10 protein-coding genes are annotated in these 12,408 nt (G+C 67.7%); all 10 read right to left on the reverse strand.

Annotation, left to right across the window (positions count from 1 at the left end):
* Positions 1-3: 3 nt before the first annotated feature.
* Positions 4-1,146, reverse strand: coding sequence for a lipopolysaccharide assembly protein LapB (gene lapB, locus ACG04Q_RS05775; RefSeq protein ID WP_394509931.1), 1,143 nt, complete (start codon positions 1,144-1,146; stop codon positions 4-6).
* Positions 1,136-1,432 (reverse strand): LapA family protein, encoded by a 297-nt coding sequence (locus ACG04Q_RS05780; protein WP_394509932.1) that lies wholly within the window; start codon positions 1,430-1,432, stop codon positions 1,136-1,138. The genes lapB and ACG04Q_RS05780 overlap by 11 nt, the downstream gene beginning before the upstream one ends.
* A gap of 160 nt (positions 1,433-1,592) precedes the next feature.
* Entirely contained in the window at positions 1,593-1,892 is a 300-nt protein-coding gene (locus ACG04Q_RS05785) for an integration host factor subunit beta (RefSeq protein WP_056202110.1), read from the reverse strand.
* Positions 1,893-2,009: 117 nt separating this feature from the next.
* The gene (gene rpsA / locus ACG04Q_RS05790; RefSeq protein WP_394509933.1) at positions 2,010-3,722 is read right to left on the reverse strand and encodes a 30S ribosomal protein S1; all 1,713 of its coding nucleotides are present in this window, start codon (positions 3,720-3,722) and stop codon (positions 2,010-2,012) included.
* 160 nt (positions 3,723-3,882) lie between these two features.
* On the reverse strand, positions 3,883-5,883 hold the full coding sequence (locus ACG04Q_RS05795) for a bifunctional 3-phosphoshikimate 1-carboxyvinyltransferase/cytidylate kinase (RefSeq protein WP_394509934.1): 2,001 nt from the start codon (positions 5,881-5,883) through the stop codon (positions 3,883-3,885).
* Entirely contained in the window at positions 5,883-6,779 is an 897-nt protein-coding gene (locus ACG04Q_RS05800; protein WP_394509935.1) for a prephenate dehydrogenase, read from the reverse strand. Before ACG04Q_RS05800 ends, ACG04Q_RS05795 begins: the two co-directional genes overlap by 1 nt.
* A 4-nt stretch (positions 6,780-6,783) precedes the next feature.
* Positions 6,784-7,881, reverse strand: coding sequence for a prephenate dehydratase (pheA, locus tag ACG04Q_RS05805; protein WP_394509936.1), 1,098 nt, complete (start codon positions 7,879-7,881; stop codon positions 6,784-6,786).
* The gene (gene serC, locus ACG04Q_RS05810) at positions 7,874-8,965 is read right to left on the reverse strand and encodes a 3-phosphoserine/phosphohydroxythreonine transaminase (RefSeq protein WP_394509937.1); all 1,092 of its coding nucleotides are present in this window, start codon (positions 8,963-8,965) and stop codon (positions 7,874-7,876) included. Before serC ends, pheA begins: the two co-directional genes overlap by 8 nt.
* A 10-nt stretch (positions 8,966-8,975) precedes the next feature.
* The gene (locus tag ACG04Q_RS05815) at positions 8,976-9,566 is read right to left on the reverse strand and encodes a DUF2059 domain-containing protein (protein ID WP_394509938.1); all 591 of its coding nucleotides are present in this window, start codon (positions 9,564-9,566) and stop codon (positions 8,976-8,978) included.
* A gap of 1 nt (position 9,567) precedes the next feature.
* Positions 9,568-12,213, reverse strand: a complete 2,646-nt coding sequence (gene gyrA, locus ACG04Q_RS05820; protein ID WP_394509939.1) for a DNA gyrase subunit A — start codon at positions 12,211-12,213, stop codon at positions 9,568-9,570.
* Between the last annotated feature and the right edge of the window lie 195 nt (positions 12,214-12,408).

The raw sequence follows: 12,408 nt of genomic DNA on the forward strand, positions 1-12,408 counted from the left end.
CGTTCAGAGCTCTTCGACGTGGCGAGGCGGATAGCTGTCCCAATTCAGGCAGCCGGGACATTGCCAGAAATAGTGCGCCGCTTCGAAACCGCAGGCCGCGCAGCGGTAGCGCAGCAGCGGCTTGGTGGCCTTCTCCAGCGTCTGCACCAGCGGGCCGGCCTCGTCGGCGGGCAGCGCGGCGGCATTGAGCTTGAGCAGGTCAGTCGCGGCCGACAGCGCCGGCTGCTCGCGCAGGTGGGCCGCCAGGCGCTCGCGCTGCGGCTCGGGCTGCAGCGTGGCCAGCGCGCGCAGCAGGTGCATGCTGGGCGCGCGCTGGTATTGCTCGCTCAGCATGGCAATGGCGCGCTCGGGCTGGCCCAGCGCCTTGGCGGCGGCGGCGCAGTCGGCGGCCACGAGGTTGAAGGCCGGCGGGTTCACGGACAGCAGCTTCGTGAACGCGGCCAGTGCCGCATCGTGCTGGCCCGCCTTCAGCAGCAACTGGCCCTGCAGCACGTAGGCCCGCGCGGCCTCGGGCGCGCGACGCTGGGCCTGGTCCAGCAGCTCGGGGGCCAGGTCGGCATGGCCTTGCGACTGCGCGACGAGCGCCTGCTCGCACAGGTAATGCGCGATGCGGCCCGAGAACGACCCGGTGCCGGCGGCCTCCAGCTCCGCGGCCACCTCGGCGGCCTTGGCCCAGTCGCGCGAGCGCTCGTACAGCGACAGCAGCGCCAGGCGCGCCTCGCGCTCGAAGGCGGTGCCGCGCAGTTCCGCATACGCTGCTTCGGCGCGGTCGAACAGGCCGGCCTTGAAGAAGTCCTGCGCCAGCTCGTGCTGGGCACGGTCGCGGTCAGCCTTGGCGAGGTCGCCGCGGCGGATCAGGTGCTCGTGCACGCGCACGGCGCGCTCGGTCTCGCCACGGCGGCGGAACAGGCTGCCGAGCGCGAAGTGCAGCTCGGACGTGTCGGGGTCGTTCTGGACGGCCTCGATGAAGGCGTCGATGGCCTTGTCCTGCTGCTCGTTCAGCAACAGGTTCAGCCCCTTGAAATAGGCCTTGGGCGATTCACGCTGCTCCAGCTTCCACTGCTTGGAGTCCAGCTTGGAGGCCAGCCAGCCAAGGACGAAGACGACGGGCAGGACGAACAGCAGCCAGCGCGGATCAAACTCCATCTTGGTGGGCGGCGTAGGGAACGGCAGGCGCCTCGGGCGCGGGAGTGGGGGCGGCGGGCGGCTCCAGGCGCTGCGCGGCGCGGCGGTGGCGCCACCAGGCCGGCACCATGGCCAGCACGCCGAACGCGGCGCCGAGGCCGAAGGCCAGCAGCACGATGATGACCTGCGGCGCGCGCCATTCGTGGCCGAAGAACCAGCGCACGACGGCGTCGTGGCTGTTGTTCAGCGCGAACGCGAACAGTGTGAAGAAGAGCAGGGCCCGCAGGAGCCAGACGAGGGTGCGCATGCGCAGGATTCTGGCTCAGCGGCAGCTTTGTTTTCCGGGCCCGGCGCTGGGCCGCTTCCGAGCCGGCCCGGCTTGGCGATGTGCTTGGCGGTCAATCCGGCAAGCATCGCCGTCCCCTCGGGGGAGCGGCCAAGGTACTCCTTGGACGAGGGGCGTCATTTCAGGCGTCGGTGACGGGCAGGTGTTTGTCGACAGCCTCGCGCAGCGCCTTGCCCGGCTTGAAGTGCGGCGCCAGCTTCTCGGGAATCATGACCTGCTCGCCGCTGCGCGGATTGCGGCCCACGCGGGGCGGGCGACGGCTGATGGAGAAGCTGCCGAAGCCGCGGATCTCGATGCGGTGGCCGCGCGCGAGTGCGTCGCTCATCGCGTCGAGGATGGTCTTGACCGCGAACTCGGTGTCGCGTTGGGTCAGTTGGCCAAATCGTTCGGCGAGGACGGCAACGAGGTCGGAGCGGGTCATGCGAGACGGCTTTTGTGGTTCTGAATTGAAACAGGCCCGCTGGCGAGGCCGGCGAGCCTGTGGGGAGCATACCCGGCCTTCAGCGAATGCTTCAGGCCGGGCAGATCGACCGAGAGCTTAGTTGCCCTGGTTGTCCAGCTTGGCGCGCAGCAGGGCGCCCAGGCTGGTCGTGCCGGCGGTTTCACGCTCGTTCGACTGGTTCAGGCGCTGCATGGCTTCCTGTTGGTCGGCGTTGTCCTTGGCCTTGATCGACAGCTGGATGTTGCGGGTCTTGCGATCCACGTTGACGATGATGGCGGTGACTTCGTCGCCTTCCTTCAGCACGTTGCGGGCGTCTTCCACGCGGTCGCGGGAGATTTCCGAGGCGCGCAGGTAGGCCATCACGCCGTCAGCCAGCTCGACTTCAGCGCCACGCGGGTCCACGGCCTTGACCTTGCCGGTCACCGAGGCGCCACGGTCGTTGATCGTGGTGTAGGCGGTGAACGGGTCGCTGTCCAGCTGCTTGATGCCCAGCGAGATGCGCTCGCGCTCGACGTCCACGGCCAGCACAACGGCTTCGACTTCCTGGCCCTTCTTGAAGTTGCGCACGGCGGTCTCGCCGGCTTCGTCCCAAGACAGGTCGGACAGGTGCACCAGACCGTCGATGCCCTGGGCCAGGCCCACGAACACGCCGAAGTCGGTGATCGACTTGACCGGGCCCTTGACCTTGTCGCCGCGCTTGACGTTCTCGGCGAACTCTTCCCACGGGTTGGCCTTGCACTGCTTCATGCCCAGGCTGATGCGGCGCTTGTCTTCGTCGATTTCCAGGACCATGACTTCGACTTCGTCGCCCAGCGAAACCAGCTTGCTGGGGGCGATGTTCTTGTTGGTCCAGTCCATTTCGGAGACGTGCACCAGGCCTTCGATGCCCGGCTCGATCTCGACGAAGGCGCCGTAGTCGGCGATGTTGGTGACCTTGCCGAACAGGCGGGTGCCGGTCGGGTAGCGGCGGGCCACGCCGAACCACGGGTCGTCGCCCAGCTGCTTGATGCCCAGGGAGACGCGGTTCTTCTCGGCGTCGAACTTCAGGACCTTGGCCGTCAGTTCCTGGCCGACCGTCACCACTTCGCTCGGGTGACGGACACGGCGCCAGGCCATGTCGGTGATGTGCAGCAGGCCGTCGATGCCGCCGAGGTCGACGAACGCACCGTATTCGGTGATGTTCTTGACCACGCCGTTGACGATGGCGCCTTCGGACAGCGTCTCGAGCAGCTTGGCGCGCTCTTCACCCATCGAAGCCTCGACCACCGCGCGACGCGACAGCACAACGTTGTTGCGCTTGCGGTCGAGCTTGATGACCTTGAATTCCATGGTCTTGCCCTCGAACGGGCTCATGTCCTTCACCGGGCGGGTATCCAGCAGCGAGCCGGGCAGGAAGGCGCGGATGCCGTTGACCAGGACGGTCAGGCCGCCCTTGACCTTGCCGGAGACGGTGCCGGTCACGAAGTCGCCGGACTCCAGAGCCGTTTCCAGGCTCAGCCACGAGGCCAGGCGCTTGGCCTTGTCGCGCGACAGGATGGTGTCGCCGTAGCCGTTTTCGATGGCATCGATGGCGACGGAGACGAAGTCGCCGACCTGGACTTCCAGTTCGCCCTGGTCGTTCTTGAACTCGTCGATGGGCACGTACGCTTCGGACTTGAGGCCGGCGTTGACGACGACGAAGTTGTGTTCGACACGAACGACTTCGGCCGAGATCACTTCACCGGCGCGCATGTCGGAGCGCTGCAGCGACTCCTCGAACATCGCGGCAAAGGATTCCATGCCGAAAGAGGAGGTTTGGGTTTGGGACATGTTGGTTGATCCTGATGCGCCGGAAACCAGCGCGGCGGTGCAGGCGAACCTGCGGGGTTAGGTTGTTGACATCACCGGCCACGAGTTCCTTGCGTTGCTCATGACAAGCGGGCGGGCGCCCGATGCTGGCCGGCGGGCCGTGGCCCCTCTGCGGTTCAGTTCAGAAGGGCCTGCGCTGCTGCCACCAAGCCAGCATCTGATCCACCGAGGCTTCGATGGTCAGCGCCGAGTTGTCCAGCAGCTGCGCGTCCTGCGCGGGCTCCAAAGGCGAGGTCGAGCGGTTCTTGTCCCTCTCGTCCCGCGCCTCCAAATCCGCGCGCAAGCCCTCAATATTAGCCGAAATTCCCTTGGAAATCAATTGCTTATGCCGGCGCTCGGCGCGCGTGGCGGCACTGGCGGTCAGGAACACCTTCAGCGCGGCGTCCGGGAAGATGGCCGTGCCCATGTCGCGGCCGTCGGCGACGAGGCCGGGCAGGCGGCGGAAGTCCAGCTGCAGCTGGTGCAGCGCGCGGCGCACCTGCGGGTGCACGGCCACCTGCGACGCCAGCAGCCCGGTGGCCTCGGCGCGTAGCCGGGCGCTGACGTCTTCCTGCCCCAGGAAGACATGGCCGTCGGCGAAGCGCAGCTGCAGCGTCGGCACGATCGCGGCGACCGCGTCGCCGTCGTCCAGATCCAGCCCGGCGCGGCGGGCGGCCAGGCCGGTCACGCGGTACAGCGCGCCGGAATCCAGCACGTTGAAGCCCAGCAGCTTGGCCACCTCGTCGGCCAGCGTGCCCTTGCCGGAGGCGGTGGGGCCGTCGATGGTGATGACGGGCACGTCGGCGGCATCGACGCTGACGACGCCGAACAGCGTCTCGAAATAGTCCGGGAAGGTCTTGGCGACGCAGTGCGGCTCCAGGATGCGGACCGGCTTGGCCGCGGCCGTGACGAGGCCGTTGAACGCGGCCAGCGAGAAGCACATTGCGACGCGGTGGTCGTCGTAGGTGTGGATGGCCGCGGCCTGCCAGTCCTTCAGCGGCTCGACGCGGATCCAGTCCGGGCCTTCGTCCACGGTTGCGCCCAGCTTGCGCAGCTCGGTGGCCATTGCGGCGATGCGGTCGGTTTCCTTCACGCGCCAGCTGGCGATGTTGGTCAGCGTCGTCGGACCGTCGGCGTACAGCGCCATGACGGTCAGCGTCATCGCGGCGTCGGGGATGTGGTTGCAGTCCAGCGTCAGGCCCTTGAGCGGCCAGGCGCCTCGCTTGACCTCCAGCCAGTTCGGGCCGGCCTTGACCTCGGCGCCCATCGCGGCGGCGGCTTCGATGAAGCGCACGTCGCCCTGCAGCGATTCGCTGCCGACGCCTTCGATGCGGATGGGCGCGTCGGTGGCAGCAATGGCGCCCAGGCCGACGAAGTACGACGCCGAGGACGCGTCGCCTTCCACGAACACCTCGCCCGGTGACACGTAGCGGCTGCCGGCCGGGATGACGAACGCGGCCCAACCTTCACGCTGCACGGCGATGCCGAAGCGCGCCAGCAGCGCCAGCGTGATCTCGATGTAGGGCTTGGAGATCAGTTCGCCAATGACTTCGATGCGGATGCTGCGCTCGGCCACCAGCGGCAGCGCCAGCAGCAGCGCCGTCAGGAACTGGCTGGACACGTCGCCACGCACGCGCACCGGCGTGTCCAGCGCCAGCTTGGACGGGCCGCGCAGCCGCAGCGGCGGGTAGCCGGCGTTGCCGAGGTCGTCGATCTCGCAGCCCAGGCCGCGCAGCGCGTCGACGAGGTCGCCAATCGGGCGCTCGTGCATGCGCGGCACGCCCGACACCTCAAAACTGCCGCCTTGTGTGGCGGCCAGCAGCGACAGCGCCGCCGTCAGCGGGCGCATGGCCGTGCCGGCATTGCCGAGGAACAGCTTGGCGTCCTTGGCGCGCAGCCGGCCGCCCAGACCGTCGATGACGACGTCGCTGCCCTCGCGCCACACGGCGCAACCCAGCGTGCGCAGCGACTCCAGCATGACGGCGGTGTCGTCTGACGCCAGCAGGTCGCGCACGACGGTCTTGCCCTCGCTGAGCGCGGCCAGCAGCAGCACGCGGTTGGAAATGCTCTTGGAGCCGGGCAGGCGCACCGTGCCCGCGGCACCGCGCAGCGGCGGCAGGTCGAGGAAGGGGATCTTGAACATCACTTAGCCGGAGGGCGGCCGGGAGGGACAGCGGGGGAAGACAGGTTCCAGGCCGAGCGGCCTTCGGCGATGGGCCGCAGCGCGGCTTCGAGCGCGGCGGCGTCGCCGGCTTCGATGAGGGCTTCGAGCTGGTCCAGCATCGTGCGGAAGCGCTTGGACTGCGCCAGCACCTCGTGCTTGTTGGCCAGCAGGATGTCGCGCCAGACGCCGGGCTCGCCGGCGGCGATGCGCGTGAAGTCGCGAAAGCCCGGGCCGGCCAGGCTCAGGTAGTCGCGTGCAGCCGGCTGCTCGGCGATGGCCTGGAAGTAGGCGAAGGCCAGCAGGTGGGGCAGGTGGCTGACGGCGGCAAACGCGGCGTCGTGGTTGTGCGGCCGCATCTTCAGCACCGTGGTGCCCAGCGCCGACCAGACGTCGGTGGCCAGCTGCACCAGCTGCGGGTTCGTGAACGGCTGCGGCGTCAGGATGACCTGGCGGCCTTCGTACAGCGTCGCCTCGGCGTGCTGCACGCCGCCCGACTCCTTGCCGGCGATGGGGTGGCAGGGCACGAAGCTGGCGGCGCGCTCACCCAGCGCGCGGCGGGCGGCTTCGATGACGTCGCACTTCGTCGACCCCACGTCCATGAACAGCACGCCGGGATTCACGAGATGGCGGATGGCCTTCAGCGTGGCTTCGGTGGCCGACACCGGTACGGCGATCAGCACGATGTCCGAGCCCGACACGGCCAGCAGCGCGGACTCGGCCGCGACGTCGATGACGCCCAGCTTCTTGGCCTGCTTGGTGGTGGACGGCGACTTGCTGTAGCCGACGACGCGCTTGACCAGGCCGGCCTTCTTCATCGCCAGCGCGAAGCTGCCGCCCATCAGGCCGCATCCGATGACGCCGAGCTGCTGGAACATCGGCTTAAGCCTTCACCGGGTAAGCACCCAGCATCTTGAAGAAGGCGCAGTTCTCGCGCAGTTCAGCCAGCGCGGCAGCCACGTTGGGCTGGCTGGGATGGCCGTCGAGGTCGATGTAGAAGTAGTAGTCCCACTGGCCGGTGCGGGCGGGGCGGGACTCCAGGCGCGTCATGGACACGCCGTGGGTCTTCAGCGGCACCAGCAGGTCATGCATGGCGCCCGGGCGGTTGGGCACGGAGACGACCAGGCTGGTGCAGTCGCGACCGGTGGCGGGCGGCGTGGCCATGGTCTGCGGCAGGCAGATGACGGCGAAGCGCGTGCGGTTGTAGGCCTCGTCCTGGATGGCGTGCGCGGTGATGTGCAGCCCGAACAGCGTCGATGCGCGCTCGCTGCCCAACGCGGCCCAGGCCGGGTTGGCGGCGGCCAGGCGCGAGCCCTCGGCGTTGCTGGATACCGCGCGGCGCTCGACGTCGGGCAGGTGCTTGTTCAGCCAGTTCTGGCATTGCGCCAGCGCCTGTGGATGCGCCAGCACGGCCTCGATGCCGTGCATCGACGGCTCCTTGCGCATCAGGTTGTGGCGGATCAGCAAGCTGACCTCGCCGACGACGTGGCAGGGCGTGTGCAGGAAGAGATCGAGCGAGCGCGTGACGACACCCTCGGTCATGTTCTCGACGCCGACGACGCCGAACTGCGCGCTGCCCGAAGCCGTTGCGTGGAAGACCTCGTCGAAGTTGGCGCAGTACGTCATGTCGGCGGCGCCGCCGAAATACTCGATGGCGGCCTGCTCGCAGAAGGTGCCGACGGGGCCCAGCACGGCGACGCGCTGCGGCGACTCCAGCGCCAGGCAGGCGGACATGATCTCGCGCCAGATGGCCGACACGTGTTCGGCCTTCAGCGGGCCGGGGTTGGCGGCGCGGATCTTGTCGATGACCTGCGCGACGCGGTCAGGGCGGAAGAACGGCGTGCCCTCGGCGCGCTTGATCTCGCCCACCTGTTCGGCGACGCGGGCGCGCTGGTTCAGCAACTCCAGCAGCTGCTTGTCCAGGCCGTCGATCTGGTCGCGCAACGCCAGCAGCGCCTGGGAGGCGACGGGTTCAACCATGGCGGGCCTCGAAGTCCTGCATGAAGCCGACCAGCGCCTGCACGCCTTCCAGCGGCATCGCGTTGTAGATCGACGCGCGCATGCCGCCCACCGACTTGTGCCCCTTCAGGGACAGCAGGCCGGCCGCCTTGGCTTCGGCGAGGAAGGTGTCGTTGAGCTTCTCGTCTTTCAGCAGGAAGGGCACGTTCATGCGTGAGCGGCAGCTCGGGTCGACGCGGTTCTCGTAGAAGCCGGACGCGTCCAGCGCGCCGTAGAGCAGGGCGGCCTTGTCGATGTTGCGCTGCTCGATGGCGGCCAGGCCCTGCTTGCCGCCGTACTCCAGCCCCTTGATCCACTGGAACACCAGGCCGGCGACGTAGATGGCGAACGTCGGCGGCGTGTTGAACATGGACTGGTTGGCCGCCACGGTTTCGTAGTTGAAGGCGGACGGGCAGATGTTCAGCGCGCGGCCCAGCAGGTCGTCGCGCACGAACACCATCGTCATGCCGGCCGGGCCGATGTTCTTCTGCGCGCCGCCGAAGGCCAGGCCGACGCGGCTCCAGTCGATGGGGCGGGACAGCACGTGGGACGACACGTCGATGACCAGCGGCACGCCGTTGGCGAGCTGCGGCAGCTCGTGGAACTCGACGCCGTCGATGGTCTCGTTGGTGCAGACGTGCACATAGGCAGCGTCGTCGCGCAGCGCCCAGTCGGTCGGGATCTTGTGACTCTTGCCGATGTCGGCGGCGATCTGCACGTCGGCGTAGCGGCGCGCCTCGGCCGCGCTCTTGCGCGACCAGGAGCCGGTGACGACGACGTCCACCTTGCCGCCGCGGCTGAGGTTCATCGGCACGATGGCGTTCTCGCCCAGCCCGCCGCCCTGCATGAACAGGATGCGGACGTTCGCCGGCACGGCCAGCAACTCGCGCAGGTCGCGTTCGGCGGCCTCCAGGATGCTGCCGAACTCCTTGCCGCGGTGGCTCATCTCCATGACGCTCATGCCGCTGCCGTGCCAGTCCAGCATCTCGGCGGCCACCTGGCGCAGCACAGGCTCGGGCAGGGTGGCGGGGCCGGGGGCGAAATTGAACGGGCGGGATGAGGTCATCGAGGGCGGTTTACTTCTTGGGCGCGGGGGCGGCGGGCTTGGAGGCGGCGGCAGGCGGCTGGATGCCCAGCTGCTTGGCCAGGTTGCCCTGCAGCGTCTTCAGGCGGCCTTCCAGCGTGGGGCCGGCCTCGGCCATCACCTTCTGCGCGACGGCCTTCTGCAGTTCGACGCTGAGCATGCCGAACTTCTGGCTGACCGGGGATTCTGCCCAAGCGAGGATCAGCTTCAGTTCGTCCTCGTTGAAGCGTTCGTCCAGTAGCGCCGAAGCCGTGTTGGGCACCGCCTTGGAGATCTTGTCCTTCAGATAGGGCACGTTCTCCTCGACGAACTTCTTCAGCTCGGCGTCCATGGCCTTGGCCGTGGCCTCGCGCTTCTCGGCGGGCACCTGCTGCAGCGCTGCGCGGCCGGCCTGCATCAGCTGAGGCAGCGGCCCCTGCACGATGCTGCCGGCCAGGCCATCGGCCAGGCCCTGCTGCTGCAGCGCAACGATCTTGTCGATCAGCGCCTTCTTGGCGGGCGAGGGTTGCGCCAGCGCAGAGCCGGCGGCCAGGGCCAGGGTCACGGCCACGAGAGGGGCCAGGCCCAGCTTGCGAGAAATCATGTCAGTCCTTGGGAGCTTCAGGGGTGTCGCCGCTGCTGTCATTGCTGTCGCCGCCATCGGCAGCGGCATCGGCTTCGTTGGCATCGTTCTCGACGATGCGCTGCAGGCCCGACAGCTTGGCGCCGTCGTCCAGCGCGATCAGGGTCACACCTTGCGTGGCGCGGCCCAGTTCACGGATTTCGGCGACGCGGGTGCGCACCAGCACGCCCTTGTCGGTGATCAGCATGATCTCGTCCTCCGGGCGCACCAGCGTCGCGGCCACGACGCGGCCGTTGCGCTCGCTCTGCTGGATGGCGATCATGCCCTTGGTGCCACGGCCATGGCGGGTGTACTCGACGATGGACGTGCGCTTGCCGTAGCCGTTTTCTGTCGCGGTCAGCACGCTCTGCGTCTCGTCTTCGGCCACCAGCATCGCGATCAGGCGCTGGTCGGGTTCCAGCATCATGCCGCGCACGCCTCGGGCGGTGCGGCCCATCGGGCGCACGTCGTCCTCGTCGAAGCGCACGGCCTTGCCGCCGTCGCTGAACAGCATCACGTCATGGCGGCCGTCGGTCAGCGCGGCGCCGATCAGGTGGTCGCCCTCGTCCAGGTCCACGGCGATGATGCCGGCCTTGCGAGGGTTGCTGAAGTCCTTGAGGGACGTCTTCTTGACCGTGCCCATGGCCGTGGCCATGAAGATGAAGTGATCTTCAGGGAAGCTGCGGAACTCGCCCGTCAGCGGCAGCACGACGGTGATCTTCTCGCCCTGCTGCAGCGGGAACATGTTGACGATGGGCTTGCCGCGCGAGTTGCGCGAGCCCTGCGGCACTTCCCAGACCTTCAGCCAGTAGACGCGGCCGCGGTCGGAGAAGCACAGGATCCAGTCGTGCGTGTTGGCGATGAAGAGCTGGTCGATCCAGTCGTCATCCTTGGTTGCGGTGGCCTGTTTGCCACGGCCGCCGCGGCGTTGCGAGCGGTACTCGCTCAGCGCCTGGCTCTTGATGTAGCCGGTGTGCGAGAGCGTCACGACCATGTCGGTCGGCGTGATCAGGTCTTCGGTGCCCAGTTCCTGGGCGTTGTGCTCGATGACCGAGCGCCGCGCGCCCAGCTTGGTCTGGCCGAACTCGGTCTTCAGCTGCGTCAGCTCGTCGCCGATGATGGTGGTCACGCGCGACGGCGTGGCCAGGATGTCCAGCAGGTCGGCGATCTCGGCCATCACGTCCTTGTACTCGCCGACGATCTTGTCCTGCTCCAGGCCGGTCAGGCGCTGTAGGCGCATCTGCAGGATTTCGCCGGCCTGCGCTTCGGACAGGCGGTACAGGCCATCCGCCTGCATGCCGAACTCGGGCTCCAGGCCTTCCGGGCGGTAGGCGGCGCTGCCGCCTTCGGCCCGCGACAGCATCTCGCGCACCAGCGACGAGTCCCAGCTCTTGCTCATCAGCGCCGCCTTGGCGACCGGCGGCGTCGGCGAGGTCTTGATGGTCTCGATGAACTCGTCGATGTTGGCCAGCGCGACAGCCAGGCCTTCCAGCACGTGGCCGCGCTCGCGCGCCTTGCGCAGTTCATAGATCGTGCGGCGGGTCACCACCTCGCGGCGGTGCTCCAGGAACACGATGACCATGTCGCGCAGATTGCACAGCTTGGGCTGGCCGTCCACGAGGGCGACCATGTTCATGCCGAAGCTGTCCTGCAGCTGGGTCTGCTTGTAGAGGTTGTTCAGGACGACCTCGGGCACCTCGCCACGCTTCAGTTCGATGACGACGCGCATGCCCGACTTGTCGGACTCGTCCTGGATGTGGCTGATGCCCTCGATCTTCTTCTCGTGCACCAACTCGGCGATGCGCTCGAGCAGGCTCTTCTTGTTGACCTGATAGGGGATCTCGTCAACGATGATCGCCTGGCGGTTGCCCTTGTCGATGTCCTCGAAGTGCACCTTGGCGCGCATCACCACGCGGCCACGGCCGGTGCGGTAGCCATCGCGCACTCCGGACAAGCCGTAGATGATGCCGGCCGTGGGGAAGTCCGGCGCCGGGATGATTTCCATCAGCTCGTCCACCGTGCAGTCCGGCTTGCGCAACGCAAACAGGCAGGCGTCGACGACCTCGTTCAGGTTGTGTGGCGGGATATTCGTCGCCATACCCACCGCAATACCGGCCGCGCCGTTCACCAGCAGATTCGGCAAACGCGTCGGCAGGACCAGCGGCTCCTTATGGCTGCCGTCGTAATTGGGCCCGAAATCGACAGTTTCCTTGTCGATGTCGGCCAGCATTTCGTGGGCGATTTTGTCGAGGCGGATTTCGGTGTATCGCATCGCCGCGGCGTTATCGCCGTCGATGGAGCCGAAGTTGCCCTGACCATCGATCAGCATGTGACGCAGGCTGAACGGCTGCGCCATGCGGACGATGGTGTCGTAAATCGCCGAGTCACCGTGCGGGTGGTATTTACCCATCGTCTCACCCACCGCCTGCGCCGACTTGCGGTACTTGGCGTTGTAGGTGTTGCCCATCTCGTTCATCGCGTACAGCACGCGGCGATGGACCGGCTTCAGGCCGTCCCGCGCGTCCGGCAGGGCCCGGCCCACGATCACGCTCATCGCGTAATCGAGGTAGGAGCGGCGCATCTCCTCCTCAAGGCTGATCGGCAGTGTTTCCTTGGCGAACTGGGTCATGCGCGGCGTGGCGCGCGCCTACATGGGCGCGACGTCCTTGAAGGTAGGTGAAAGGCGCGAATTCTAACGGCCGCGCCACCTTGTAGCAGCAGCGCAACAGCGTCACCGTGCCCATGAACGTAGGCCGCCACAATGCGTCGGTCTCGGTGCCCACATGGCACAATCGTCGAGTCCCTAGGAGAAACCCTAAAGTGC

The sequence above is a fragment of the Pelomonas lactea genome (assembly GCF_043555885.1).
In the GTDB taxonomy this organism is placed as follows: domain Bacteria; phylum Pseudomonadota; class Gammaproteobacteria; order Burkholderiales; family Burkholderiaceae_C; genus Pelomonas; species Pelomonas lactea.